Below are 24,295 nucleotides of genomic sequence, written 5' to 3'. Positions count from 1 at the left end.
TTGATTTCTTGACCTGCAGCGCGGGCCGTCTGGCACGCACTTTCAGCGCGCCTGGGCCGCATACTGAGGCATGTTCAGAATTGAGGCCGCAGAACTGTTTGTGGTGCGCTTACCCCTGAAGTTCCGGTTTGAGACCAGCTTTGGCGTGCAGACCGAAAAGGTCGTGCCGCTGCTGATCCTGAAAGGTGAGGGACTGGAAGGTGTGGCCGAGGGCGTCATGGAACTGGCCCCCATGTACCGCGAGGAAACCATTGCCGGGGCGTTACACCTGCTGCGCGACGTGTTTTTGCCGCGTGTGCTGGGCCGTACCTTCGCCAATCCCGAGGCCGTCAATGACGCCCTGGGAACCTTTCGGGGCAACCGCATGGCCCGCGCCATGGTCGAGATGGCCGCCTGGGACCTGTGGGCCAGAACGTTGGGTGTCCCGCTGGGCTCTTTGCTGGGTGGGCGCAAGACCGAGGTAGAGGTGGGCGTCAGCTTGGGCATTCAGGCCGATGAAGCCGCCACGGTCGAGACGGTGCGCCAACATGTAGCTCAGGGCTACCGGCGCATCAAGCTGAAGATCAAGCCGGGCTGGGACGTACAGCCGGTTCGGGCTGTCCGTGAGGCCTTTGCCGACATTCGCCTGACAGTCGACGCCAATAGCGCCTATACCCTGGCCGACACGGCGCGGCTGCGGGCACTGGACAACTACAACCTGACCTATATCGAGCAGCCGCTGGCCTGGGACGACCTGGTGGATCACGCCGAGCTTCAGCGCCGCCTGAACACACCCCTGTGTCTGGATGAAAGCGTCGCCAGTGCTCAGGACGCCCGCAAGGGGCTGGCGCTGGGTGCGGGCGGCGTGGTGAATATCAAGGTGGGCCGGGTGGGTGGGCACGCCGAGGCGCGGCGGGTGCATGACGTGGCGCAGGCCTTCGGCGCGCCCGTGTGGTGCGGCGGCATGCTGGAAAGCGGCATCGGCCGGGCGCACAACATCCACCTGTCCACGCTGCCCGGCTTTACCCTGCCGGGCGACACCAGCAGCGCCAGCCGTTACTGGGAGACCGACGTGATTCATGAGGCCCTGGAGGCGGAAGACGGCCTGATGCCCGTGCCCGCCGGCCCAGGGACTGGCGTGACCCTGAACCGCGAGTTTGTGTCCCGCGTGGCCGAGCTGCACGAGGAGCGCCGGGCGTGACTGCCCATCCGGCGCCACCCGGCTTCGTGATTCAGGATGTGAGCGACCCCTGGGCCTTCCGAGCCCTTGAAGAGGTGCAGGTGGCCGCCTGGGGGTACAGCGACCGCGAAGTGACGCCCGGCACCCTCTTCAGAATCAGCGCGGTCAGTGGCGGCGTGGTGCTGGGGGCCTACCGCACCAGCGAACCGGAGCAGCCAGTGGGGCTGGCCTTCGGTTTTCCGGCCATCCAAGACGGCACTGTATGGCACCACTCACACCTGCTGGCCGTGGACCCCAGTTGCCGGGGCACAGGCCTGGCGGTGGCCTTGAAACTGGCCCAACGGGAACGGGTGCTGGCCCAGGGGCTGACCCGCATGACCTGGACCTTTGATCCTCTGGTGGCCCGTAACGCCCGCCTGAATCTGGGCAAGCTGGGGGCCACGGCGGGCACTTACCTTGCGGATTGGTATGCCCTGGAGGCTGACCGCGCCGCCGCCTTTCCTGCTGACCGGCTTCTGGTCGAGTGGGACCTGACGCAGCCCGTGACCCCACGCCCAGCCCCAGCGCCCCACGCCGAGCGTGTGTTGGAAGCACTGGGCGACGGTCCCGGCCCGGTCCTTCAGCGCAGTGGTTCAGCCGCACGCCTGGCCGAGGTACCCACCAACCTGGACGACCTTTCGGCCACAGCCCGCCGCACCTGGCGCCTGGCCTTGCGTGAAGCTCTGGGAGACGCACTGGCCCAGGGGTTTCAGGTCACGGACCTGGCCCGTGAGGGCACGCGCGCCTTTTACCTGTTGACCCACCCCTCTACTTGACTTGCAGCTGTTCAGAACCCGGATTCTATGTTATGTTATTTACATAAGGAGGTTACGATGTTGCACCTTGAATTTATGACCGATCTGGGCGCCAGAGTCACTGTGGATGTGGAGAGCGCGGACAAACTGCTGGATGTTCAGCGCCATTACGGCCGCCTGGGCTGGACCAGCGGAGAGATCCCGACGGGGGGCTACCAGTTTCCCCTGGACAATGAGGCCGACTTCGACTGGACCCTGATTGGTGCGCGGCGCTGGACCAATCCTGAGGGCGAGGAAATGGTCATTCACCGGGGCCACGCCTACCGCCGCCGTGAACTGGAAGCGGTGGACAGCCGCAAGATGAAGCTGCCCGCCGCCGTGAAGTTCTCGCGCGGCGCCAAGAGCACCGACCCCGAACACGTCCGCGAGAAGTCTGACGGCGAATTTGAATACGTGACGCTGGCGATTTTCCGGGGCGGCAAACGGCAGGAGCGGTACGCCATCCCAGGCAACCGTGCCCAGGGGGCGCCGCAGCCGGCTGCCCGTCCTGCTCCCGCTCCGCGTCCCTCGCCCCGGCCAGCCGCCGCGCAGATCGAGGAAGAAACTCCGTTTTAAGGGTTACGGACCGACCCGCCAAACAGCGCTGGGGATAACAGCGCCCGCTGTGAGGCGGTAGGGCGTCCTGCACACCCCTTAAGAACCAGGCCGCCGGGATACTTCTCCCGGCGGCCAATTGCTAGAGGCGCCTCGCTTCAGGGGTGTGCCTGACCAGCCAGCACGCCAGCCACATCTGCAGGTTGCCAGCCTTCAGGCTTGAGCAGCTTGCCGTCGGCGCGGCGCGGCCCCGCCAGTTTGCCCAGATTGGCCCGGTGAACCTCAGCGAACACCGCGTCGGCGTCAATGCCCAGGCGGTCAAAGGCGCCATAAACCACATAGAGCAGGTCAGCCAGTTCATGCGCCAGTGGGGCCAGATCGGCGGCCTGAAGAGGTTCGGCGGCGTCCAGACGAACTTGCAGCGCGGCGAACTCGGCCTGTACCTCGGCAAATTCTTCGGTAATGAGGGTGCGGCGCAGCTCTAACAGACTCAGATCCGGTGGGGTGGGTACGGCTAGAGCGACCTCGCCCAGCCCTGCATGGAAGTCCCGCAGGCGCTGGGCGTTGGTGGGCTGGGTGACGGTAGGGGGAGCAGCGAGAACGTCGGGCACGCTTCCGATGGTACGCCCTCCCAAAGAAAGCTGGCCCCAGGGGTGGGACCCAGGACCAGACTTAGCACTTGAATTGAGGTGGCGGGTGGAGGGACTTGAACCCCCGCTGCGGCCTTGGCCCGCTCGCACGCCCGTTGGTGAAGAGGTGGGCGTCTCCCTCTTGGTCGCCCGCTCCCCGTTGGGCGCGGCCTCACCTGACCGACGCCAGTATGCCCAGATGCGCTGTGCGCCGCATGTGCCGCTTCTACAGCAGACCTTAAGCGAAATGGCGGGTGGGGCAAGTCACCGAAGATGACCGCTCAGAAAGCGCGCCGCAGCAGAGAACCGCTCGGCTCCCCTCCTGCCTGGACGCTACTTCCCTGCCTGCTACAACTAGACAGCATCGAAAGCGCTGTCAGACCTCGACGATCCGGTAGCCGTAGGCATTGAGCACCCGCGCGCCGCTGACCGGGTCGGTGTATTCCAGTTTCCGGCCCTCGTACTCGTGAATATGCCCGTGAACGACCACCTGAGGCCGGCGGCGCTGCATGAACGCGCTGATGGCCTCACAGCCCCGGTGGGCGTAGTCGGACCCAGCGTGTGGTCCGGTGGGCGGCGCGTGCGTCAGCAGCACGTCCACGCCGCGCCGCGTCTGCCAGGCCAGGCGGCCCAGCCCCCAGCGGGCCTGGGCCGCGCTGTACTGACCGTCGCCGTCCTGCCGGTAACGGGGCACCCCTCCCCAGCCGGCAATCCTCAGCCCCGCTTCTTCAATCACGCGGCCGTGGGCATTCAGGACACCGCGCGGGGCAATGCGGCCCTCACCCTCATTTACGAACTCGTTGGCGTGGTTGCCATGCACATAAATGACGGGCACCGTCATCTTGGTGGCCAGAAATTCCAGGTAGTAGCCTGGCAGGTCGCCCGCCGCCAGCACCGCGTCCACAGGCGGCACCCCGTGCGGAAAACCCTCGCGGTACACGAAAGGATGCACGTGGTCGGCCAGCAGCATCAGCCGTTTGCCCAGCCGGGCAGGCGGAGTAGACACGGGATGCAGGGCGGTCTGGGTCATGGCAGGGGCAGGGCGCACGGGCGGCCCGGGACACAGCAGAAGATAAAGGCAGTGTAGCGCCCACCCCGGGCCAGAGCGGCGGGGGCGCAGAGCAGCGGCTCTTAGGGTGCAAACAACGTTTGATCCGGTACGCTCGGCGCATGACGGTGCTGACCACTCCCCGGCTGCTGCTCTTTCCACTCACGCGCGAGGTGGTGGCACGCCGCGTGCAGGGTGCTCCCTTTGCGGCGGTGCTTAGTGGCCCGGACGGCCCATTGACGGTGCAGGTCCCCGAGGACTGGCCGGGAGACGCCCTCGCCCTCCTGCCCCTGTTTCTGGCGCAGTGGCCGCCAGAAGCGGCGGCGTGGCCCGGCTCGTTTCTGGCGGTGCGGCGGACAGACGGTCAGGCCATTGGCCTGCTGGGGACCAAGGGACCAACCACGCCTGGCGGCGAGCAGGACATTGGTTACGGCCTGACGCCCGGCACCTGGGGCCAGGGCTACGCCACCGAGGCGGTGGGGGCGCTGCTGGCCTGGCTGGGCGCGCAGCCAGGCATGCGCGTCATCACGGCGGAAACCGCCTTCAGTAACACGGCGAGCGCCCGCGTACTGACCAAACTGGGTTTTCAGGCCGCCGGGCAGCGAACAGACGACGAGGACGGTGAACTTCTGCTGTGGACCAGACCCGCAGCTCCAGCATGAATATTCAGCGCCGCGCCTACCCAGCGCCGCGCGCCAACATAAAATTGCAGCCGTAAGGCATAGTGCCCGGCAGCCCGTAGGCTGAAGCGATGAACGTGTCTTTGCTGGGGATTCCGATGGATTTAGGCGCCGGGCGCCGGGGTGTGGATATGGGGCCGTCGGCGCTGCGAAACGCCCACCTGGCCCGCGCGCTGCGCGACCTGGGCCACACCGTGAGTGACCTGGGCGACGTGCGCGTGGCGCTGCCCGAAACGGTGGACAAACTGCGGGACAGCGGCCTGGTGTTTCTGGACCCCATTCTGGAGGCCTGCCGCGCCGCTGCCGAGTGCGTGGCCGCGCTGGGGACCGACACCTTTCCGCTGACCATTGGCGGTGACCACAGCGTCAGCATGGGCACGGTGACCGGCAACGCTCTGCGCGCCGCGCCGGGCGGCGGCCGCCTGGGCCTGATCTGGGTGGACGCCCACACCGATTACAACACCCCCCAGAGCAGTCCCAGCGGCAACATTCACGGCATGCCGGTGGCCCACCTGACGGGTCTGGGTGACCCACGCCTGACCGGCCTGGGCGGTGGGTGGCACATGCGACCCGAGGACATCGTGATGATTGGGATTCGCAGCGTGGACGCCCACGAGCGCGAGTTGCTGCGCGAAGCAGGGATCAAGGCCTACACCATGAAAGAGGTGGACCAGCTGGGCATCACCCGCATCTACGAAGAAACGCTGGAGCGCCTGAGCGGCACGGCGGGCCTGCATGTCTCGTTTGACGCCGACGCCCTTGACCCTACGGTTTGCCCCGGTGTGGGCACCCCGGTGCCCGGCGGCCTGACCTACCGCGAGGGCCACCTGCTGATGGAACTGCTGAGCGAGTCGGGCCGGGTTACCAGCATGGATATCGTGGAAGTAAATCCTATTCTGGACGTTCATAACCAGACGGCTGAGGTCATGGTGGGCATGGCGGCCAGCCTGATGGGCCAGCGCATTCTGTAAGGCGCCTGCGCCGCTGACCTCGCTGCCAGGATGAAGTGGGCGACCCGCGTCCGGTCCAAGGGCAGCCAGGACCACCCTCAGTCCTCTATGGGGACGCCTGGCCCGGCGGAAGGCTCTACCCTACCGGGTATGAGGTCCTTTCGATGAATGCCCCCGCGTGGCGCGTCTGGCTGGTGGCCGCTCTGGTCATTGGGTGGACCCTGCTGACCCTACGCTTTGTGCAGCGGCAAGACTGGGTGCTGGCCCTGCTGTGCCTGCTGCTGCTGGGCAGCAACGCCGTGACCCTGTGGCGGCTGATCAAGCACGGCCGCTAAGAACAGAGCCTACAACTGGATAAGAGCCTCCGCACGAGTGGACTTGTGGGGCAGCGCCATCAAGCGATTCTTTCGGTCATAACTGGCAGTTTGGGTGACGGCGTCCCGTCTCTCCCATGAAAGACCACTGTACCCTCCTCCCTGCGCTGCACCGCGTCCCGCTTCCGGCGAGGCTGAGGGCCCGCTTTCTATACTGAGGCCGATGTCTCCTTTGTGGCCTGGTCAGCGCGCTTCTTTGGGTTCCCGGCTGGCCTCTGCACTGCTGCGCCTGTTCGGCTGGACTGCGGTGCTGGAGCCGCCACCTGGCGTGAAATTCGTGGGTGCCGCCGCGCCACACACACACAACGCGGATTTCTGGCCCGGCCTGTTCTGGAAATGGGCCACGCGCAGCCCGGCCCATTTTGTGGCCAAGCGAGAACTGTTTTTCTTTCCGGTTGGCGTGTTTATGCGCGCAGTCGGCGGCATTCCGATTAACAGACAGCGGGCAGGCGGCAACTTTGTGGACGCCGTGGTGGCCGTCATCAACCGCGAACAGGAAATTGTGATGATCGTGGCCCCCGAAGGCACCCGCAGCCGCGGAGAATACTGGAAGACGGGCTTTTATTACATGGCTTTAGAGGCCGGCGTGCCTATCGCCGTGACCGCACTGGACTGGGGGCACAAGCGGGTGGGCATCATCGGGTATGTCACGCCCACCGGCGACCTGGACGCTGATTTCGCCCGAATCCGGGAGCTGCTGCGGGACGTGCGTGGCCACACCCCCGCCAACGAAACGCCGGCAGTGCCGCGCCCCGCTACTGGAGGGCCCAGCCGCACGTAAGTGCAAGTTCTTATGGCGTCTTGAATGCACCTGAGGCGAATCCTCAAGCGAAGCGAGTCACACGAATGCCAATTAAATCCAGCAGCATGCTGTATTAAATCCGAGCCGTCTTGGAAAGCGACGCAGCAGCGCGAGAAGGTATGGATTTCGCGTTATGAGGGCGCAGACGTAGCTCTCTCAACTGGGCCGTAATTAAGCAGAATCCAGAGGAGCGTCATGGCTGGCGGTTAGAGGAGCATAGAGAGGTACATTGATTCAACGGAGTACCGCTGTTACCCTTGCTCGTCTCGGTCTTTCAGGCCACGAATCTCCTCGATAAAGCGTTCCAGCGAGTCAAAGTCGCGGTAGACGCTGGCAAAGCGGATATAGGCCACGTCGTCCAGCGGGCGCAGAAAGGTCATGGCGCGCCGGCCAATCTCCTCGCTGCGAATCTCGGCGGCCTGCACGTCATCCTCAAAGCCATAGGCAAAAGCGCGCAGGGCATCCCCGTCTACCGGGCGCTTCTCGCTGGCCAGTGTGAGGCCGCGCAGCAGTTTGTCGGGATTAAAGGCCTCGCGGGGCCCGCTGCGCTTGACCACCATCAGGGGTTCAAGCTGGGCGCGTTCGTAGGTGGTAAAGCGCCGGGCGCAGTTCAGACATTCCCGGCGGCGGCGAATGCTGGCGCCATCATCGCTGGGCCGAGAGTTGACCACCTTGCTGTCGGGCGCCGAGCAATACGGACACCTCACCGGTACTCCGCGCGCACTTTGGGCACAGGCGGCAGGGGCACTTCCACGACGTTGCCACGCAGGTGCCCCAGTCCCGGCGCCGCCAGAGCCAGGACTGCACTGGCCAGGGGCCGGTCCAGCTTATCCTCGCTGCTGCTGGCGCGGCCCGGCAGAAGCAGATTCAGGCGCAGGTCCTCGGTGTAGGCCTGCTCGACCAGCCCGCGGATGGCCCCACGCTGGGGCGCGACGTGCAGGCCACGTTCGTCCAGATGCGGCCCGATAATGGTCAGCCAGGTTTCGGGTAAGCGGCGACGCAGAATCTGCGTAATGGCCACGCTGCTCTTGACATTGCAGTTAAACAGGTCCATCCACTCGTTTTCACTCAGCGCCGTAAATTCCGAATGCGCGCGCTTGTCGGCCAGATGCACAATGCCGTGCAGCTCGCCAAAAATATCGAGGATGCGCGTCTGGGCACTCAGCCAGTCCAGCGGCACCCCAACGTCCGCCTTGATGGGAATAGCGTGGCCGCCAGCGTGTTCCAGCTGACTGGCCGCAACCGCCAGCGTCTCGCTGTTGTCACCTATCAGCACCACACTAGCCCCAGCGTGGGCCAGAGCCGCGCTGACGGTGCGGCCGTAGCCCTGATCGGCCCCAGTGACAGCAATCACTTGACCGCCAAGCAGGTCGCTCAGCGCGGGACCAGCGACAGGCGCAGTGGGAGCAAGGTACTGGGTCATGGGGCACAGCATACCGGAGGCATGGGCGGGCACTTGACCCGCTTTCTCCAGGGCTGCGGCGTGTGCTCAGCTGGCCGTCGGCAGGAGCCGCAGCGCACCGGGCGGCGGGTCGCTGGCCCGGTGACCCTGTCCGCAGGGGTGACACCAGTAAGCCTGGTCGCCGTCGCGCAGGTCATGCAGCGTCATGGCCTGGGCACACTGAGGGCAAACGTGTATATAGCCGCGTCCGCTGGCAGGCAGTGGATCGGCCTCTTTGCGTAACAGACGCTTCATATTCTGATGATAGCAGATTTAGTAAGCCAGACAAAGAGGCGCGAACCGACCTCATAGCGGTGTTGCAATGACTTGATAGCCGACTACTATCAATTCCACTTCACGCCATCTCTGGAGTGATATTTGCTCTGGAGCGAAGAGGTAAGGCCTTGAGCGCCACGAGGTCTGGTCACCCATAAAAAGCCACGAGCAGCACTAAGACAAGTGGACTGAAGCAGCTCGATATTTTTGCAAGTTGCTGGTGTCCTGAAGACGCCCTGCTGTTGCCAGTCTGGTGGCCCTTTCTATCGCTGCGGAGACAGCCCCTGGCCTGTATCCCAGCTGACCTACTGGGGCGACTGATTCCCAGCCGCCTCAGGCTATAAATCTGGTTCGTCAGTGAATTCTGGCTCGGGAGCGCGCGCTGCGGGCATCTCACCCACCCGGCGGCGTTTACGCAGCATGGCCGGCTCCTTATCCAGGTTAAAGACAAAGTGCCGGGGCCGGCGCTCGCGCAGCCAGGTTTCCAGGGCGACCAGACGCGGGCGAAACCGGATGAATTCGCGCAACTGGCGAATAGGCACGAAGCGGGCTTCCTGCACGTCGCGGTCGGGATCGCGCGGCTCCAGCTTGCCGCCGACCTCGCGGCCCGTGTAGAAAAATTGTAGGTGATGGCCCCAGGTCACTGCCTGGAATTCGACGATAAAGGCCAGGTCCCGCAGTTCGACGACCAGTCCCGTTTCCTCGAAAGTCTCGCGCCGGGCGCCGTCCTGCACCAGTTCGCCCGCTTCCAGGCCACCCTTGGGCAGTGACCAGCGACCCCGCTCGCGCACCAGCAGAATCTCCTCGCCGCGCAGCACGATGCAGCCCACACCGATGCGAGGCTCGGCCAGCGGGCGCTTTTGGCCGCGTTTGCTGGGCGCAGCGGGCACAGGCACCGCCGTGGTGGTGGTGACTTGACCGGGTCGGGCCGGGGTTGGCACCCCCCGACGCCGGCGCCGACGCCGCTGCCCAGCGCCCTGATTGGCCTTGCTGTGGTCTTCCGCCATTACACACCCTCCGGCGCAAGATCGTTAAACCGCACGTGCGCGCTATGAAATTGCAGCTTAACAGTGCCCACCGGGCCGTTGCGCTGCTTGCCGATAATGATTTCCGCAATGCCCTGCTGATCAGTTTCTTTGTTGTAATACTCGTCGCGGTAGATGAACATCACGATGTCAGCGTCCTGCTCAATGGCGCCGGATTCGCGCAGGTCCGAGAGCATGGGGCGGTGGTTGGGCCGCTGCTCTACGGCGCGCGACAGCTGCGACAGCACGATGACCGGCACTTCCATTTCACGCGCCAGCCCCTTGAGGCCGCGCGAGATGGTGCTGATTTCCTGCTGACGGTTGTCGCTGCCGCCGCTGCTTTTGCCCCCCGACATGAGCTGCAAGTAGTCAATGACGACCAGACCCAGTTGCCCGTGCTGCGCCGCAATTCGCCGGAGCTTGCTGCGCAGGCCGTTGAGGGTCAGATCCGGTTCGTCGTCGATAATCATGGGGGCGTCGGCCAGGCGGCCAGCGGCATGGGCGAGGCGCTCGAAGTCGCGTTCATTGAGCTGCCCCGAACGAATCCGGTTCATGTCCACCCGCGCCTCACTGCACAGCATGCGCAGGGCGAGCTGAACAGCGGGCATTTCCAGGCTGAACACCGCCACCGCCTTTTCACCGCGCAGGGCCACATTCTGGGCGATAGAGAGGGCGAACGCCGTCTTGCCCATGCTCGGCCGGGCCGCCAGCACATTCAGACTGCCTTTCTGTAGCCCACTGATCTGCTCGTCCAGATCACGAAAGCCGCTGCTGACGCCGTCTGGAATGCCCTTGTTCTGGTGAAGCAGGGTGATGTACTCGAAGGTCTCGGTGACGACTTCGTTCATGGCCTGAAAGGCTTCACCCTTTTTCTTCTGCTCGGCCACCTCGAAAATCATCTTCTCAGCGCGGTCTAGTAGGTCTTCTAGGGGCAGCTGGGCCTCGTAGGCCAACTGCATAGCCTTGCCCGACGCACTAATCAGCGCGCGTAGGGTGGCCTTCTCCTGCACGATACGCGCGTAATGCTCGGCATAAGCAGCAGTGGGCACTTGGTCTGACAGACCAATCAGGTAGGTCAAGCCGCCTACCTCATCCAATTGCCCTTTGACCCGCAAATCTTCACTGAGAGTCACCAGGTCCACCGGTTCGCCCCGTTCTTGCAGGGTACGCATGGCCGTAAAAATCTTGCGGTGACCTTCGCGGTAGAACATCTCGGGAGTGACTGAATCACCCAGCTGACCCAGTGCGTCGTTGTCCAGCAAAATGCTGCCCAGCACGCTAATTTCGGCGTCATTACTGTGCGGCGGCACGCGTGGCGTGAGTTCCAAAAGCCTCTCCTCTGACAGCGGCGCGGAGCTGGAGCCGTTGTCCAGCGCCGTACGCACGTCCTGTTGATGTACTTGGAGCTGCTCACACGAGAGCAGCCTATTCGCCAGGGCGAGTGCCCAGGCTGAACTGCCCAAAAGCATATCACTCAGAGGGGATGGTCAAACTCTTACAAAGCTGGCTCTAGGAGCTTCTGTCCATCCAAGCCGCGCCAGGCGCAGCTTTTTCTCATGAATACTTAGACATAGAAACGTTCACTGCCTTGCAATCCGGTAAGACTCCTGTGAGAACGTGCCGCCTACACTTGGGTCAAGCAAGGACGGGAGACACCCGACACCGGCTACCTGCCATAAATAGGCGAGGCCTGGCCCATTTATCCCTTAACCGGCCCGCCGCACCCAGGAGAAAGACCATGAAGAACACGACCCAAGGCTTCACCCTGATCGAGCTGCTGATCGTTATCGCCATCATCGGCATCCTGGCCGCTGTACTAATTCCTAACCTGCTAGGTGCTCAGAAGCGCTCTTACGACACAGCATCCAGCGCTTGCGCAAATGAAATTAAGAATAAACAGGCGCTGTATCTGATTGACAAGAATACATATGCCTCCACTAAAGCCGCTTTGGTTGGCGATTATGCTCCTAACTGCGATTCGCAAGTTGCTTGGGATGTAACCGCTGGTACTCAGACCACATTTACAGGCACCGCAACTCATCCAAGTGGTACCAAAAACTACACGATCACTGAAAAGGCATTGACTAACACTGCCAAGAGCTAAGAGTAGATAAGTAGCAAATTCCGCCCCCCCCATCTTCATGATGGGGGCTTTAGTTATCTAGGATATAATATGTTTTATCAAGAACAAGGTTTTACTCTTATCGAGCTTCTTATAGTGATCTCAATCATAGGCTTGTTGATAGCCGTCTTAGTTCCAACTATCCTTGGTGCGCAGAGCAGAGCATATGATGCATCAGCTCTAGGATGCGCAAATGAGATCAAAAGTAAACAGGCTATGTATCTAATAGACCAAAATGTATATGCAAAAGTGGGTGACTTAAAGAACATTTACGCAATAGCTTGTAATGATGGTGTAACAATTTCACAAATCTCTTCACCCAGCGCTACTTCTTATGCGATTGAAGTTAAACATGTCAATGGAACAAAGACATATATTATCCGCAACGTCGGCCTCTCATCTAGCTGAGAACATCAAGGTACCTATTCTCCTAATTCTTTTTGAGCTCTGTATTCTATTATTATTAATTAATCCAGGGGTTTTCTTATCCTCAGATTCAATTTATCTCATACCCAAACTTTGGTGGATTTATATTGTGCTTGCCCCTACGGCTGGTCTTTTATTTTGGCGAGCTCAAGCCACAATGGATTGGTGGATGGTTCTTCCTGTACTACTTTTTAGTGGCTGGCTTTTAGTAACAAGCCTTTGGCTGCGTCCTCTAATCCCGCTTTGGATGGGTCCTGAAGATAGAGCCGATGGTATTCTTATGCACCTCATTTATTGTCTCATTGCATTGAGTGGAGCAGCATGGATGAGTAGTGCTCCACTTGGTACAGTACTGAATAGGGTTGGTCAATTTCTCTCAATTTGTGGTGGCGTCCTCTCTCTAGTTGCCATTCTTCAGCAACTGCAGCTTCTAGGTGTACCCGGTCTTAACGCCACCGAGGGGATGAGTGCCACAGTGGCAGGTGGGACATTAGGCAATAGGGGATATATGGGAGGCGCTCTTGCCCTACTATTACCTCTTACGATTTGGCACATTTATCGCTCTAAGCATAAATTGTCTTGGATATTAGTATTCCTTGTCAGCTGGGGCCTGGTGGCTTCTATGAGTCGTGGCGCTTGGCTCGCTGGCTTTTTGGGAACTGGCCTTTTACTTTTTCGCATACGTCCTCCGGCACGTATTTGGCTGAGTCTATCTTTAGGAATAATTTGTGCCGTTGTAGGAAATTTTTGCTTTGGTGGTCGACAATTTAGTCACGCAGAAGAAATTTTTAATAATAGCGGAAGAACTATTCTATACAAATCTGCCCTGATTGGTATAGGCCAAAAACCACTAACAGGTTGGGGTGTGCCTGGGCTTTGGAAAGTTATGTCCACATTTTCTACAGAAATGCTTTTAGAAGAGGGATATAGGAAAGAGTATACAAGTGTAGTTCGATTGAGAGGTGATTCTCTCGCTTCTCCAAGATTCATCATTTCAGAAACGGATGGCAAAAAGGTTCTCTTTGAAATTCCTATAAATAAAGTTCATAATGAATACTTCGACTACGCCCTCACTTATGGCCTACCAGCAACTGCGCTTTTCATATGGCTATTGGGCCTCAGTTTTACTCGTAGCTGGTCAGATGCTCCTGTTATTAGTGCTGCTATCGCCGCTTATGGAACCTATCTTCTTACATGGCCAGAAGTTGTAAGATTCGCACCTCTAGCCTGGTTCCTTATCGGACTCGGCCTAACATGCGTTTCCAAGAGGGCTGATCAGGCTGCTGCATCTTCTACAATAGAATCATGACCCACGCTCTCAAAGAATGGGACACCCAGACCCGACTGCTCATCCAGGGCCGCCTTTCCCTCCTGATCCGGAAGGGCGGCATCATGGAGACGCACGATGGATTTGAGGTCGAACGCCGTTCCTTTCTCCTCTATCCCACGTTCCTGCACCAGAATCCAGAGGAGTTACAGCCGCAGTACCGCGACCTGCTGCGCGACGATCCTGTGCCCGGCCAGATTCAGTTGCCGGCCCTGGCCGAGGTTGTGGCTGTTCATAAAATTGAGGCACTGGACGCTGCTCTCCGGTTGGAACCCCTGCAGGCGCTCACAGCTGCCGCGATTGAACGGCGCTTTCACTACCGCAACCGGCCCTGGGTTCATGCGCTGCTGCTGCGAATTCGCCCGCTCAGCCAACCGATAATCTTACCAGAGACACCAGAGATGCTGGGCTGTGTCAGCTGGGGGCCTCTAGGAGATATTGAAGTGCCGTTAGGGCAGCCAGTTATCCCTGAAGCAGAACTTCAGGAGCGTCGGAAGGCACTCGAACAGCTGCTTTAGATCAAAGGAAAAGGGAGGCCACCAAGCCTCCCTTTCCTTATTCACCCTGATTACTGGGCGTTCAAGTCGTAATTATTCAGCAGGGTCGTTTGCACATAGCCTGAGCTATCTACCAAGTTCCAACCTGCTTTAGTGCCTGCAACAAACTGATTCTCGCGCTGGGCGTAAAGTAAGCGCTTGCCGTTATCGGCGCTCAGTACGGTATCACCCGTGTCGTAGCGGTTGTTATTGTTGGCGTCACGGAACACAATCACTCGGTAGGTGCCGTAGGGCAGGTTGGTGGGCAGGTCGAGCGCGAAGCCGCCCGTCAGGAACTTGTCAATCACCTGACTTTGCGTGCCGTCAGCGGTGTACTGACCACCATTAAAGCCCACGATGGCCAGGCCCAGGTTCTGATTGCTGTTAAAGCCGCGCAACTGGCCCGTCACGTCTTTCTTGATGGGGTTGCCCGCCAGAGTGCAGGCGCTGAGGGTCAAGGTGCCAAGGGCGGCCAGAGCAAGGTGGTTCATGGACAGTCCTCCAGAGCAAAGGTGGGGTGCCCGCTGAGCGTAGACGACCCACACAGCCAGGCCCAACCCAGTTCTCTTGCTGCTTACCTCACCAGAAGTTCACCGCCTGAAGTGCTAGCGGGAGCAGATCCTCGTGCGGGCTGCGCCAGAGGGTACGGAGACGGGCTTTATACTTCCGTTCATGCAACGGGAGCCGTTTACAGCCCTGGCCGCGGTCTACGACGCCATCATGGCCGACGTGGAATATGACCACTGGGCCGATTTCGTGCTGTCATATGCCCGCGACGGCGGACTGACTCATCCCGGCACCGCACTGGATCTGGCCTGCGGCACAGGCGGTTTTACCCGCGAATTGCAGTCGGCTGGCTGGGCGGTCACAGGTCTAGATTTCAGCGAGGCGATGCTGGCCGAGGCCCGGCACCGCTTGCCCGGCGTGCCCTTCGTTCAAGGCGACCTGCGGAGCTTTGCCCTGCCCGAACGGTTTGACCTCGTAACCTGCGTCTTTGACAGCCTGAACAACCTCCTGACCCCAGGCAACCTGGGGGCGGCCCTGACCCAGGCCCGCGCTCACCTGCGGCCCGGCGGCCTCTTTGCCTTCGACGTCAACACGCGCCTGGGTGTGCAGGAGCTGTGGGAGGGAGACGCTATCGAGGGCCTGGCGCCCATGCCGGGCGGCGCCGAGGTGCATTACCACTGGTCTCACCACTTCGAGCCGGACTCGGGGTTGGGCGTGGTGCAGGCGCTGTGCCGCGTCGAGGGAGAGGAATTTATCGAGACCCACCGCGAACGCGGCTATGACCCCGCTGATCTGGAACCGCTGCTAAAAGCGGCTGGTTTTGCCCGCTGGGAAATTGTGGAATACCCGGACTACGCCCCCCCAGCCCCCGACGCGCCGCGCGTGTGGGTCTTTGCCTGGGCGCCGAGTGGGGCGGGTGCATGACGCCTTTGCCGGTCCTGGGCGCCGGAGGGTGGGGCACGGCCCTGGCCGTCAATGCCGCACGCAACGGTCCCGTGACGCTGTGGGCACGCCGCGCCCAATTTGCCCAGACGCTGCAGAGCGAACGGGTCAACGCTGAATATTTGCCGGGGGTGTCGTTGCCCCCAGGCCTCGGCGTCACAGCGCATCTGGGGGAAGCCATCCAGGACGCGCCGTTCGCGCTGGTGGTGGTGCCCAGCGTGGGCGTGCCGGAACTGCTGGCGGCTCTGCCCCGAACTTTGGGTCTGGTGCTGTGCGCCAAGGGCCTGGCGCCCGACGGCGGACAGCTCACGGTGCTGGCCCGGCAGTTGGGCTTCGCGCGCGTGGCGGTCCTCAGTGGTCCCAACCACGCCGAGGAAGTGGGGCGCGGTCTGCCCGCCGCCACAGTGGTGGCCAGCCGCGACGCCGGCTTTGCCCGCACGGTCCAGGGGGCCCTGATGACCCCGGCCCTGCGTGTGTACACCAGCGAGGACGAAACCGGCGTGGAGCTGGGCGGCGTGGTGAAAAACGTCATGGCGGTAGCTGCCGGTCTGGTGGACGGCCTGAGCCTCGGTGACAACGCCAAAGCCGCCCTGATTACGCGCGGCCTGCGCGAAATGAGCCGTTACCTTCAGTCCTGCGGGGCGCACGAGGACACGGTGTATGGCCTGAGCGGGCTGGGCGACCTGGTCGCCACGGCCACCAGTCGCCACAGCCGCAACCGCGCCGCCGGCGAAGCGCTGGCGCGCGGCGAGCATCCTGGCCAGGGTGGGAAGGTCGTGGAGGGCCTGCGCACCGCTGGCCTGCTGAGCGCCTGGGCCGCCGCGCACGGCCAGGACCTGCCCATCGTGCAGGCGGTGGCGCAGGTGACGCGCGGCGACTGGAGCCCGCAGCAGGGCGTGGCGCAACTTATGGAACGCGAGGCCAAACCCGAGCGCCACTAAACCTGGGCTCCTCTAGACTGGGCAGCCTGCATAGAGGTGGCCCAACTCTCAATAGCTAGGGCGCCTTTTGACCGTCTGAGACACTAGAAAAACCACCTAGAGAGTGCTGCATCTTGGGGCAGTCAGCATGCACGGCACAACATGTAGTACCTTGGCTGTGCCCTGCGTGTTACAGTCCGCGCAGCGAAAAGAAAGGGTTCAGGCTATGACACATTCCGCCAAACGTCCGGCGGCGTGTCTCTTGCGTTGCCTGAAGTCCCCCCAAGGAGCTGTCCTATGACCACCCAAAGCGCCCAGCCTCTGACCAATTTTGACGAGAACGCCCACCACATCGCCGGGCGGCAGTACCTGCAACCGGGCGACGGCGACCTGGGCGGGATGTTCCGCCGTATTGCCAACTGGGTGGCGGGGGCCGAGGCGCCCGACGTGCGGCCCCACTGGGCCCAGCAGTACTACGACCTGATGGCCGAGAAGAAGTTCTGCCCCGGCGGCCGCGTGCTGGCCGGTGCCGGCACCGCGCACGGCAACGTGCTGAACTGCTTTGTGCAGGGGGCCACCGAGCACGCCCCTGCCAGCTTTGAAGGAGTCATGGAAGTCGCCAAGAAGCTCGCGCTGGTGACCAAAGTGGGCGGCGGCAACGGCGTCAATCTGGACGTGTACACCCCCCGCGCCCAGGGCAGCCGCCCCGATGCGGGCGTGCGCGGCTGGGCTTACATGAGCGCGACACACGCCGATGTGAGGGATTTCATCGAAGGGCTGATGCGCCCCCCCACCCAGCCCGACGGCGACAAGCAGCCGGTGGCCGTGCGCAACTGGACACGCGTGGTGTACGGGCAGGTCATCCGGCCTGACGTGGTGGCGCTCGCCCGCGCCAATGGTGTGTCGGTGGTGGCAACCCTGCCCGAGGGCGTCCAAACCGTCCCTGACGACATGGGTGGCATTGTAGACGCCGCGCGCAAGGTTGCCGAAGACGCCAAACTGGGCCTGGAACCCCGCATTGACCTCAGCACCATGCGTCCCGAAGGTGCGCCCATTCGGGGTTCAGGCGGTACGAGCAGCGGCCCTGTCAGTTTCCTGCTGGAAATCTTTGACAACTTCCTCGAATGGGCCAACCGAGGCGCCGAGACCAGCGGCCCCGTCAACACCCTGCGCTTCGTCTATTCGCCCGTGCTGCGGGTGGTGCGCCAGGGCGGCACCCGGCGCGGCGCGGGTATGGCCACCATCTCGATTGGCCACCCCGACGTGCTGGATTTCCTGACCGCCAAGGACCTTGACCGCGAGGCCGCCGAGGGTGACATCTCGACGTTCAACATCTCGATTCTGGTGGGCGGCACCTTCTGGGACACCTTGCAGGCGGGGGGCGTGTGGCCGGTGCAGGCGCAGGAGGTGCCGGGCAAGTACTACCTGGCCCCGCAGACGGGTGCTTTCAAGGGGCAACTGCCTGACCTGCCCGTGCGCGCCGAGGACGACGCGCAGGGCGTGCCCACCTACACCCTGAAAAAGGGTCAGAGCGGGATTCCGGCCCAGTGGCTGTGGGACCAGATTGCCCAGCACGCCTGGAGCACGGGCGAACCTGGCCTGATTTTTGTAGACCGCATCAACGAATACAGCGCGCTGAAGAATCTGGGCGAGCGCTATCAAATTCGCAGCACGAATCCCTGCGGTGAAATTCCACTCACAGTAGGCGAACCCTGCGATCTGGGCGCCATCAACCTGGCCGCCTACGTGAAGGGCAGCGACTTTGATTACGCCACCTTCCGCGCCGACGTTCGGACCTGCGTGCGCTTTCTGGATGACGTGCTGGACGTGAATGTCTTTGCCCTGGAAGACAACCGCGTGGCCAGCCAGGACCTGCGCCGCCTGGGCCTGGGCGTTATGGGGCTGGCCGACGCGCTGATTAAGCTGGGCCTGCGCTACGACAGCGAGGCGGGCCGCCAGACCATCTACGACATCATGAGCGCGCTGCGCGAGGAAGCGGTGGCCGAGAGCGAGCGCCTGGGCGACGAACGCGGCGTCTACCCTGTCTACACCCGTCACCCCGACCAGGTGCCCCACGCGCCCCGGCGCAACGTGGCGGTCCTGACCGTGGCCCCCACTGGCACCACCTCCATGCTGATGGGCGTGTCCAGCGGCATTGAACCCATCTTCAGCCCGTTTATCTGGCGCAAGATTGGCAGCGAGTACCGCGCGCTGCTGGCGCCCCTCTTCGTGGAACTGCTGGAAACCTACCCGGCCCCTCAGGGCATGAACAAGGCTGACGGCTGGGACTGGGACCGGGTAACCGAGGCCGTCAGCGAAAACCACGGCTCGGTGGTGGGGCTGCCCTTTATCCCCGAAGCGCTGCAACATGTCTTCGTGTGTGCCCACGACATCAAACCCGTGGACCACGTACGGATGCAGGGCGCCGTGCAGCGCGCCTTCGATGCCGAGGGCTACGCCGCCAACAGCCTGTCCAAGACCATCAACCTGCCCAATGAAGCCACCGTGCAGGACGTGCAGGACGCCTACAGCGAGGCCTATACCACCGGCTGCAAAGGCATTACGGTGTACCGCGACGGCAGCCGCCAGTTTCAGGTACTGTCCACCAGCAAGAAGAAAAAAGAGAAGGCCGAGGAATCTGTGCAGGCGGCGGCTGAGGTCATGGGCGAAGTCGAGGCTCAACCTGCCGCCCCGGTCTCCACGCCCCAACCGGCGGCCCCAGTGGTCAAGCCCGCTGCACCCAGCAAGCCCCAGTACGAGCGTCCCACCCGCCTGAGTGGCATTACCGATATGGTGAAACTGACCGACCCCACCAGCGGCCACCGCCGCTCGTTCCTGGTGACGGTCAATCACCTGAACAGCAAGCCAGTGGAGGTCATGGTCATCTCGGGCCGCGCCGGCGACGAAGCCAACGCCGACAGCGAGGCGCTGGGCCGCGTGGTGTCTATTGCGCTGCAACACGGCGTTCCCGCCCAGGCCATCATCAAGACGCTGCGAGGCATCAACGGTGGCCTGTACGGCAGCTACAACGGCCGCCTGGTAGGCAGCAAGGCCGATCTGATCGCCGTGGCGCTGGAAACCTTCCAGAAGGATATGGAGGCCGCGCAGTTGCCTAGGCTTGCCGGCGGCAGCACCGACACCTTGGCCGTCAGCGCCGCTCCAGCTGGGGTGAGTGTGGACGGCATGGCCCGCGAACGCTGCCCCGTCTGCGAGGAAAAGGCGGTCATCCGTGAAGAAGGCTGCCTGAAATGCCAGGCCTGCGGCTACAGCAAGTGCGGGTGAAAACGGGGATGAAGCCCATTCTATGCGGTAAACCCAAGCATTTGTAAACCGCCCACGACCACATCCACTTCCACCGCTCCGCCCGGCTCTGTGCTGCGGCGGAGTTCTGTATCTATGTGCCAGACCTGCCCAGAATCGGCAATGGCAAAATGCCGTCCCACCGTTTCCTTGACGCTGGGCAGGCGGTGAAAGGTGCCCAGGCGCAGGGCGCGGGCATAGGTCAGCATGGGCGCGCGGCGCAGGCCATCCACCCGCACCAGGTTTAGCAGGCCGTCGCCCACCTGCGCATCAGGGGCCAGGTTCAGGCCGTTGCCGGTGCTGGGCGTGTTCATGACTTCCAGCACAGCGACGGGGGGACTGGGCAGCGGGCGCCCGTCCACCGTCACATGCAGCCCCAGCGGCCGGTGGGTACTGAAGGCTTCCAACATGGACCCCAGCGCCCGCACCGGGCTTTTGGCCTGATGCGGGCCGTAGTCATCGAGAATGTCCGCAAACAGGCCGCAGCCACAGGCCTCCAGAAAATAGTCCACGCCCCAGCCCCCCCGCACCCGGCCCACATCGAAGGGGACAGGTCGCGCCTGCCCAAAGCGGCGAGCCACGCCCAGGGGGTCGCCCAGCAGGTTCAGGGCGCGGGCGACGTTGTTGGCGGTGCCCATCGGAATGACCCCTAGCGTCACTTCTGGGCGGCTCAGCAGGTGCAGCGCGCCGGTGCGGAGGGTGCCGTCACCGCCGGCCAGAAACACGGTGCCCCGGACGCCACGCAATAGGTCGCCCAGGGCCTCCGTATGCTGGGTCACATGGGGCGTCACGGCAAACCCAGCATCCTGTAAGGCGCCGCACAGCGCGGCCAGGGGCGCCCGGTGGCTGCTGCCAGCGCGGGGGTTATAAATCAGGGTGGCGGGGGTCTGGGCAGGAATGCGGGTCTCTCCCCTTTCGGGCCTTAATAGATGTGGGGCGGTCGATACCTCAGCCTACCCCGCGCGGGCGCTACGCTGGGTCATGTCTCTGGACGACTACCGCACGCCCTCGCCCCGGCGCATCCGCCTGTACCTGGGGCTGCTGCTCATGCTGGTGCTGACTGCGGTGTTTGGGCGCCGCCGCCCCGGCGACCTGGGCACCCGTGAGACCCTGACCCGCAGTTCCCTGGCGCGGGTGATGTTCATGGATGTCGGCGCGCTGTCCACCCTGGGCGCCCTGTATCTGATGCTCAGTGGCCGCACACCCCTGCGGGTGCCAGCAGCTCTCGCTTCTCTGTTTGTGGGCAGTTTTGCCCTGCTGCCCGCCCTGGCTTACGAGGACTGGGTGACTCTGCGCCGGGCAGAAGACAAATCCAGCAACAAAGCGCCGTAGGCCAGACACGAATCACCCCAGCAAGCAGACAGGTGGGGCGATAGAACAGGATGAGTCTGAGAATTGGTGGAGAGCCCATCAGTCTGCAGCATCCGGCACTTCTCGCTCTGACGGCGAGCGCTGGGAGACTGCTTCCCACAGCATGGCCCCCGACCAGCGGGCCGGGGGCGTCGCCTCACAACACGGGTTAATCGTCGTCGTCGTTCTGTTCGATGACCGTATCGTCATCGTCATCCACATCGCCGCCGGGCGCGCAGGCGCCCAGGGTGAACACCATCAGGCCGCCAAGCAGCCATTTCAGCCACAGGTTCCGGTTCATGTGTTGAGGGTACACGCCCGGCACAGCCGCGAACACACTCGCTCAGGGTTTGCTGAAGGTGGAGACCGTCTGCCCTCCGGTTCCGGCCTCTTAGCTAACGGCGTTTGCGGGGCGGCGGCTTCTCCCATGATTTGCTCAAGGCATCCACGGCACGCCCTGACTACAGTAGCGGCATGACAGCAGCAAGCGGCGCAGTGGCAGCAACCACGCTGGACCAGGGGCCAGCAACCCTGATTTACAACACCAGAGCCGGTGGCAGCGGGCACTGCACGCCAGACGATCTGGTGGAGGCGCTGCATGGCATTGGGTACGCGCCGGTCTACCAAGCCACGACCTCCGAAGCCGAGCTGCACGCCGTCTTAAAAAACGTGCAGGGCACCGTCTTTGTGGCGGGCGGCGACGGTACGGTGCGGGCCGCAGCGCTCCACTTGGCTGGGCAGGTGGGTGTGACCTTGGGGGTCATTCCGCTGGGCACCGCCAATAACGTGGCCCGCACCCTGGGCGTCCAGGGCACCCCCACCGAGGTCATCGCGGCGTATACGGACGCCTCCGCTGTCCCTTTTGACCTGGGGCGCGTGACGGCCCCCTGGGGCGAAGACCTGTTTCTGGAGGCTTGCGGCTGCGGCGCTTTCGCCGACGTACTGGCCGAATACGACCCCGAAGCCGGCAAGAGTCCCCTGCGCGCCGTGCAGGCCCTGACCACCAGCCTCTCCAGTTTTGATCCGCCTCCTCTGTCTCTGACACTCGACGGACAGCCAGAGCCAGAGACAGCCTTTGCCCTGCTCGAAGTCATGAACACGCGCGCCACCGGGCCCCGGCTGCGCCTGGCCACCCACGCCGACCCCAGCGACGGCCAGCTGGATGTGGTCCGCATTGACGCGGCGGGCCGCGAGGGGCTGCTGGCCTACCTGGCCGCCCTGGCCCGCGACGACTTCGAGGCTCTGGCCAGCGTGGACAGCACCCGCGCCGCCTGCATAGAGGTGCCCTACAGTGGCCAGGCGTTTCATGTGGACGCTGAGGTCAGGCCGCCTATGCCCGGCGTAACTGGGGTGGTGCGCGTGGACGCCTGGCCTGGGGCGCTGCACGTGCTGGTGCCCACAGGAGGGAGGTCGTAATGCCGCCTGGCCCTCCTCTCCCCCCACCCAACCCAGAGGCACCCCGTCAGACGCCTCTACGCCGAGCCTGGCCCGTGGCCCTGGTGCATGCGGTGCAGGACCGAATAGGCGGGGCCCTGGGCTGGACCCCACGCCCGGCGGCCGCCATGCAGAACAACATCGTCTTCCGGCAGGGCGTGCAGGTGATGCGCGTGGACCTGCACCTACACACCGAGGTCAGCCATGACTGCCGCACGCCCCTGCGTGACATTCCCAGCTGGCTGCTGCGCACCAACACCCGCGTAATTGCTGTGACTGACCATGACCAGCACCGCGGCGGCCTAGAGTTGCAGGCCATCGTGCGCGATCTGGGACTGGATGACCGCCTCAGCGTCATCGCCGGCGAGGAAATCACGACCAGTGAAGGCGAGCTGATCGGCCTCTTTCTGCAGGAACGCATTCCCCCTCAGCTCTCGCCAGAAGAGACCGTGCGCGAGATCAAGGCCCAGGGAGGACTGGTGCTGCTGCAACATGGCTTTGACCCCCTGAAACGCTATCGCCTGCGGCCAGAGGCCACCGAGCGTATTGCCGGAGAGGTGGACATCGTCGAAACCTTCAACTCGCGCCTGTCACGTCACCGCTGGAACCGGGCCGCCGAGGCCTGGGCGCATCAGCGTGGCCTGCCCATGTGTGCTGGCAGCGACGCCCATACCCTGCGGGACATAGGGGAGGCCTGGGTCGAGACGCCTTTTCGTACGGTCAATACGCCGGCTCAGCTGTTGGCGGCCCTGCAAGAAGGTGTGGTGGCGGGGCGCTGGACCCATCCGGTCTATGCCTTTGGGCAGAAGCAGTGGCGCAATTTCCATGGACGATTTCGCCGCTTCTGAAAGAGAAAAGGCGCTCTAGACCCCTCAGAAACGGCAAAGGTCCACCAGCTACCTCGCGGCAAACAGCAGGGGGAACAGAAGCTTCCATTAGATTCAAATGTCGTCTGCGTCAAACGTCCGTCAGCTGAAGCTGATAGACTGTGCGGGCTGAAGAAATTCAGCCTGCTCTGGGGGTGACCCGGTTTCGACAGGGGAACTGAAGGCGCTGTTGCGTGTCGAGGTGCCGTTGGCCTCGTAAAACTACGGCAAAGCCATTAACTGGCAACGAACAAACCTTTGCTTACGCTGCTTAAGCTAAGCCAGTGACCGCGAAGCCCGGCCTTTGGCGCCGCGCGAACTGACCCAAAAGAAGGCTAGCCCAGGCAACGCTCTGTAGCTGACGGCGAAACTAAGCAGAGATACGGTCAGCGAGAACCCGCCCACTGGTGAGCGGTGACCCGACAACCAAACAGTGGGATACACACGTAGACGCACGCTGAACGGACCTTTGGACGGCGGTTCGACTCCGCCCACCTCCACCACAGACCTCGCCCCATAGGCGAGGTTTTTCTTCTATACTGGGCGCGCCCCCAGCACAGTGGGCGGTAGCCGGGATGGCGGAATCGGTAGACGCATCCGACTTAAAATCGGCCGGGGCAACCCGTGGGGGTTCAAGTCCCCTTCCTGGCACCAAAATAAGAGAGCAGCGGTCACGCCCAAAGCGTGACCGCTGCTCTCTTGACGAGGCACTCTTCTGTTGAACCAGCTGCCTTTTGGTATTTCACGGAATTTAATCCTAAAGTCGCCCAAGCCAATTCCACCTCTTCCAAAA

27 protein-coding genes, 1 tRNA gene and 1 other RNA gene are annotated in these 24,295 nt (G+C 62.8%); 19 read left to right on the top strand and 10 right to left on the bottom strand.

The annotated features are described in order from the left end of the window. Window positions 1–70 precede the first annotated feature (70 nt). Genes menC through K7W42_RS21655 form a run of 3 tightly spaced genes read left to right on the top strand, consistent with a single transcriptional unit; the run spans window position 71 to window position 2,568 of the window. A complete protein-coding gene (gene menC, locus K7W42_RS21665; protein ID WP_224577349.1) occupies window positions 71–1,180 on the top strand; it encodes an o-succinylbenzoate synthase in 1,110 nt (369 codons plus the stop codon). Next, entirely contained in the window at window positions 1,177–1,974 is a 798-nt protein-coding gene (locus tag K7W42_RS21660; protein ID WP_224577347.1) for an acyl-CoA acyltransferase, read from the top strand. Before menC ends, K7W42_RS21660 begins: the two co-directional genes overlap by 4 nt. Window positions 1,975–2,031: 57 nt before the next feature. Next, on the top strand, window positions 2,032–2,568 hold the full coding sequence (locus K7W42_RS21655) for a single-stranded DNA-binding protein (protein WP_224577345.1): 537 nt from the start codon (window positions 2,032–2,034) through the stop codon (window positions 2,566–2,568). 137 nt (window positions 2,569–2,705) lie between these two features. Here the strand turns inward: K7W42_RS21655 and K7W42_RS21650 are convergent, their stop codons facing one another. After that, window positions 2,706–3,158 carry a dUTP diphosphatase gene (locus tag K7W42_RS21650; protein ID WP_224577343.1) on the bottom strand — a complete coding sequence of 151 codons (453 nt, stop codon included), beginning with the start codon at window positions 3,156–3,158 and terminating at the stop codon, window positions 2,706–2,708. Between the two features lie 394 nt (window positions 3,159–3,552). Then, on the bottom strand, window positions 3,553–4,206 hold the full coding sequence (locus tag K7W42_RS21645; protein WP_224577342.1) for a metallophosphoesterase family protein: 654 nt from the start codon (window positions 4,204–4,206) through the stop codon (window positions 3,553–3,555). A 140-nt stretch (window positions 4,207–4,346) separates the two neighbouring features. Here K7W42_RS21645 and K7W42_RS21640 point away from each other — a divergent pair, with 140 nt between their 5' ends. The 4 genes from K7W42_RS21640 to K7W42_RS21625 all read left to right on the top strand — a co-directional run bounded on the left by K7W42_RS21640 (window position 4,347) and on the right by K7W42_RS21625 (window position 7,009). Further along, window positions 4,347–4,886: a GNAT family N-acetyltransferase gene (locus tag K7W42_RS21640; RefSeq protein WP_224577339.1), complete on the top strand. Its 540-nt coding sequence runs from the start codon at window positions 4,347–4,349 to the stop codon at window positions 4,884–4,886. An 89-nt stretch (window positions 4,887–4,975) separates the two neighbouring features. Beyond that, entirely contained in the window at window positions 4,976–5,875 is a 900-nt protein-coding gene (rocF, locus tag K7W42_RS21635; protein ID WP_224577337.1) for an arginase, read from the top strand. Between the two features lie 143 nt (window positions 5,876–6,018). After that, entirely contained in the window at window positions 6,019–6,189 is a 171-nt protein-coding gene (locus tag K7W42_RS21630; RefSeq protein ID WP_224577335.1) for a hypothetical protein, read from the top strand. Window positions 6,190–6,391: 202 nt separating this feature from the next. Beyond that, window positions 6,392–7,009 (top strand): 1-acyl-sn-glycerol-3-phosphate acyltransferase, encoded by a 618-nt coding sequence (locus K7W42_RS21625; protein WP_224577334.1) that lies wholly within the window; start codon window positions 6,392–6,394, stop codon window positions 7,007–7,009. Between the two features lie 272 nt (window positions 7,010–7,281). Here K7W42_RS21625 and nrdR read toward each other — a convergent pair whose 3' ends face one another. The 5 genes from nrdR to dnaB all read right to left on the bottom strand — a co-directional run bounded on the left by nrdR (window position 7,282) and on the right by dnaB (window position 11,100). After that, window positions 7,282–7,737, bottom strand: a complete 456-nt coding sequence (gene nrdR, locus K7W42_RS21620) for a transcriptional regulator NrdR (protein ID WP_224577332.1) — start codon at window positions 7,735–7,737, stop codon at window positions 7,282–7,284. Then, window positions 7,734–8,453, bottom strand: a complete 720-nt coding sequence (locus K7W42_RS21615; RefSeq protein ID WP_224577330.1) for an SDR family NAD(P)-dependent oxidoreductase — start codon at window positions 8,451–8,453, stop codon at window positions 7,734–7,736. Before K7W42_RS21615 ends, nrdR begins: the two co-directional genes overlap by 4 nt. Window positions 8,454–8,519: 66 nt before the next feature. After that, the gene (locus tag K7W42_RS21610) at window positions 8,520–8,726 is read right to left on the bottom strand and encodes a hypothetical protein (RefSeq protein ID WP_224577328.1); all 207 of its coding nucleotides are present in this window, start codon (window positions 8,724–8,726) and stop codon (window positions 8,520–8,522) included. 359 nt (window positions 8,727–9,085) lie between these two features. Continuing rightward, entirely contained in the window at window positions 9,086–9,754 is a 669-nt protein-coding gene (locus K7W42_RS21605) for an NUDIX hydrolase (RefSeq protein ID WP_224577326.1), read from the bottom strand. Continuing rightward, complete coding sequence (dnaB, locus tag K7W42_RS21600; protein WP_224577324.1) at window positions 9,754–11,100, bottom strand: replicative DNA helicase; 1,347 nt, start codon at window positions 11,098–11,100, stop codon at window positions 9,754–9,756. The genes K7W42_RS21605 and dnaB overlap by 1 nt, the downstream gene beginning before the upstream one ends. A 410-nt stretch (window positions 11,101–11,510) precedes the next feature. Between dnaB and K7W42_RS21595 the strand changes: the two genes are divergently transcribed. From K7W42_RS21595 to K7W42_RS21580, 4 genes are all read left to right on the top strand, one after another. Continuing rightward, a complete protein-coding gene (locus K7W42_RS21595) occupies window positions 11,511–11,876 on the top strand; it encodes a type IV pilin protein (RefSeq protein WP_224577322.1) in 366 nt (121 codons plus the stop codon). Window positions 11,877–11,945: 69 nt separating this feature from the next. Then, a complete protein-coding gene (locus K7W42_RS21590) occupies window positions 11,946–12,302 on the top strand; it encodes a type II secretion system protein (protein WP_224577321.1) in 357 nt (118 codons plus the stop codon). Beyond that, a complete protein-coding gene (locus tag K7W42_RS21585) occupies window positions 12,247–13,629 on the top strand; it encodes an O-antigen ligase family protein (RefSeq protein WP_224577320.1) in 1,383 nt (460 codons plus the stop codon). The genes K7W42_RS21590 and K7W42_RS21585 overlap by 56 nt, the downstream gene beginning before the upstream one ends. After that, complete coding sequence (locus K7W42_RS21580; protein ID WP_255639556.1) at window positions 13,626–14,165, top strand: DUF1802 family protein; 540 nt, start codon at window positions 13,626–13,628, stop codon at window positions 14,163–14,165. Before K7W42_RS21585 ends, K7W42_RS21580 begins: the two co-directional genes overlap by 4 nt. Window positions 14,166–14,215: 50 nt before the next feature. Here the strand turns inward: K7W42_RS21580 and K7W42_RS21575 are convergent, their stop codons facing one another. Next, on the bottom strand, window positions 14,216–14,674 hold the full coding sequence (locus tag K7W42_RS21575; RefSeq protein ID WP_224577319.1) for a DUF2141 domain-containing protein: 459 nt from the start codon (window positions 14,672–14,674) through the stop codon (window positions 14,216–14,218). A gap of 181 nt (window positions 14,675–14,855) precedes the next feature. Between K7W42_RS21575 and K7W42_RS21570 the strand changes: the two genes are divergently transcribed. From K7W42_RS21570 to K7W42_RS21560, 3 genes are all read left to right on the top strand, one after another. Further along, on the top strand, window positions 14,856–15,614 hold the full coding sequence (locus K7W42_RS21570) for a class I SAM-dependent DNA methyltransferase (RefSeq protein WP_224577318.1): 759 nt from the start codon (window positions 14,856–14,858) through the stop codon (window positions 15,612–15,614). Beyond that, window positions 15,611–16,573 (top strand): NAD(P)H-dependent glycerol-3-phosphate dehydrogenase, encoded by a 963-nt coding sequence (locus K7W42_RS21565; RefSeq protein ID WP_224577317.1) that lies wholly within the window; start codon window positions 15,611–15,613, stop codon window positions 16,571–16,573. Before K7W42_RS21570 ends, K7W42_RS21565 begins: the two co-directional genes overlap by 4 nt. A 276-nt stretch (window positions 16,574–16,849) precedes the next feature. Then, entirely contained in the window at window positions 16,850–19,834 is a 2,985-nt protein-coding gene (locus K7W42_RS21560) for an adenosylcobalamin-dependent ribonucleoside-diphosphate reductase (RefSeq protein ID WP_224577316.1), read from the top strand. Between the two features lie 20 nt (window positions 19,835–19,854). On the opposite strand, the gene K7W42_RS21555 is transcribed toward K7W42_RS21560, so the two are convergent. Continuing rightward, entirely contained in the window at window positions 19,855–20,724 is an 870-nt protein-coding gene (locus K7W42_RS21555; protein ID WP_224577351.1) for a diacylglycerol/lipid kinase family protein, read from the bottom strand. Between the two features lie 109 nt (window positions 20,725–20,833). Here K7W42_RS21555 and K7W42_RS21550 point away from each other — a divergent pair, with 109 nt between their 5' ends. Next, on the top strand, window positions 20,834–21,184 hold the full coding sequence (locus K7W42_RS21550) for a hypothetical protein (protein WP_224577315.1): 351 nt from the start codon (window positions 20,834–20,836) through the stop codon (window positions 21,182–21,184). A 187-nt stretch (window positions 21,185–21,371) separates the two neighbouring features. Here K7W42_RS21550 and K7W42_RS23085 read toward each other — a convergent pair whose 3' ends face one another. Next, entirely contained in the window at window positions 21,372–21,503 is a 132-nt protein-coding gene (locus K7W42_RS23085; protein ID WP_255639555.1) for a hypothetical protein, read from the bottom strand. 173 nt (window positions 21,504–21,676) lie between these two features. Here K7W42_RS23085 and K7W42_RS21545 point away from each other — a divergent pair, with 173 nt between their 5' ends. The 4 genes from K7W42_RS21545 (at window position 21,677) to K7W42_RS21530 (ending at window position 24,156) form a co-directional block, all read left to right on the top strand. Continuing rightward, window positions 21,677–22,618, top strand: a complete 942-nt coding sequence (locus tag K7W42_RS21545; protein ID WP_224577314.1) for a diacylglycerol/lipid kinase family protein — start codon at window positions 21,677–21,679, stop codon at window positions 22,616–22,618. A 146-nt stretch (window positions 22,619–22,764) separates the two neighbouring features. Continuing rightward, the gene (locus tag K7W42_RS21540) at window positions 22,765–23,484 is read left to right on the top strand and encodes a PHP-associated domain-containing protein (protein WP_369411417.1); all 720 of its coding nucleotides are present in this window, start codon (window positions 22,765–22,767) and stop codon (window positions 23,482–23,484) included. Between the two features lie 169 nt (window positions 23,485–23,653). Continuing rightward, window positions 23,654–24,005: a transfer-messenger RNA gene (gene ssrA, locus K7W42_RS21535) on the top strand. A gap of 66 nt (window positions 24,006–24,071) precedes the next feature. Then, a tRNA-Leu gene (locus tag K7W42_RS21530) sits at window positions 24,072–24,156 on the top strand. Window positions 24,157–24,295 lie beyond the last annotated feature (139 nt).

This window comes from Deinococcus betulae, from assembly GCF_020166395.1.
GTDB classification, from domain to species: Bacteria; Deinococcota; Deinococci; order Deinococcales; family Deinococcaceae; genus Deinococcus; species Deinococcus betulae.
The sequence above is the reverse complement of the archived record's forward strand: the minus strand, read 5'-3'. Positions and strand labels throughout refer to the sequence as shown.

Excerpts from the sequence above, each read along its gene's own strand:
- K7W42_RS21570 (WP_224577318.1), top strand. The coding sequence starts at position 14,856 with ATGCAACGGGAGCCGTTTACAGCCCTGGCCGCGGTCTACGACGCCATC.
- K7W42_RS21630 (WP_224577335.1), top strand. The coding sequence starts at position 6,019 with ATGAATGCCCCCGCGTGGCGCGTCTGGCTGGTGGCCGCTCTGGTCATT.
- K7W42_RS21560 (WP_224577316.1), top strand. The coding sequence starts at position 16,850 with ATGACCACCCAAAGCGCCCAGCCTCTGACCAATTTTGACGAGAACGCC.
- K7W42_RS21625 (WP_224577334.1), top strand. The coding sequence starts at position 6,392 with ATGTCTCCTTTGTGGCCTGGTCAGCGCGCTTCTTTGGGTTCCCGGCTG.
- K7W42_RS21565 (WP_224577317.1), top strand. The coding sequence starts at position 15,611 with ATGACGCCTTTGCCGGTCCTGGGCGCCGGAGGGTGGGGCACGGCCCTG.
- K7W42_RS21590 (WP_224577321.1), top strand. The coding sequence starts at position 11,946 with ATGTTTTATCAAGAACAAGGTTTTACTCTTATCGAGCTTCTTATAGTG.
- K7W42_RS21585 (WP_224577320.1), top strand. The coding sequence starts at position 12,247 with ATGTCAATGGAACAAAGACATATATTATCCGCAACGTCGGCCTCTCAT.
- K7W42_RS21610 (WP_224577328.1), bottom strand. The coding sequence starts at position 8,726 with ATGAAGCGTCTGTTACGCAAAGAGGCCGATCCACTGCCTGCCAGCGGA.
- K7W42_RS21545 (WP_224577314.1), top strand. The coding sequence starts at position 21,677 with ATGACAGCAGCAAGCGGCGCAGTGGCAGCAACCACGCTGGACCAGGGG.
- K7W42_RS21645 (WP_224577342.1), bottom strand. The coding sequence starts at position 4,206 with ATGACCCAGACCGCCCTGCATCCCGTGTCTACTCCGCCTGCCCGGCTG.
- K7W42_RS21655 (WP_224577345.1), top strand. The coding sequence starts at position 2,032 with ATGTTGCACCTTGAATTTATGACCGATCTGGGCGCCAGAGTCACTGTG.
- K7W42_RS21540 (WP_369411417.1), top strand. The coding sequence starts at position 22,765 with ATGCAGAACAACATCGTCTTCCGGCAGGGCGTGCAGGTGATGCGCGTG.
- K7W42_RS21575 (WP_224577319.1), bottom strand. The coding sequence starts at position 14,674 with ATGAACCACCTTGCTCTGGCCGCCCTTGGCACCTTGACCCTCAGCGCC.
- K7W42_RS21605 (WP_224577326.1), bottom strand. The coding sequence starts at position 9,754 with ATGGCGGAAGACCACAGCAAGGCCAATCAGGGCGCTGGGCAGCGGCGT.
- rocF (WP_224577337.1), top strand. The coding sequence starts at position 4,976 with ATGAACGTGTCTTTGCTGGGGATTCCGATGGATTTAGGCGCCGGGCGC.
- K7W42_RS21550 (WP_224577315.1), top strand. The coding sequence starts at position 20,834 with ATGTCTCTGGACGACTACCGCACGCCCTCGCCCCGGCGCATCCGCCTG.
- K7W42_RS21615 (WP_224577330.1), bottom strand. The coding sequence starts at position 8,453 with ATGACCCAGTACCTTGCTCCCACTGCGCCTGTCGCTGGTCCCGCGCTG.
- menC (WP_224577349.1), top strand. The coding sequence starts at position 71 with ATGTTCAGAATTGAGGCCGCAGAACTGTTTGTGGTGCGCTTACCCCTG.
- K7W42_RS21580 (WP_255639556.1), top strand. The coding sequence starts at position 13,626 with ATGACCCACGCTCTCAAAGAATGGGACACCCAGACCCGACTGCTCATC.
- K7W42_RS23085 (WP_255639555.1), bottom strand. The coding sequence starts at position 21,503 with ATGAACCGGAACCTGTGGCTGAAATGGCTGCTTGGCGGCCTGATGGTG.
- K7W42_RS21595 (WP_224577322.1), top strand. The coding sequence starts at position 11,511 with ATGAAGAACACGACCCAAGGCTTCACCCTGATCGAGCTGCTGATCGTT.
- K7W42_RS21640 (WP_224577339.1), top strand. The coding sequence starts at position 4,347 with ATGACGGTGCTGACCACTCCCCGGCTGCTGCTCTTTCCACTCACGCGC.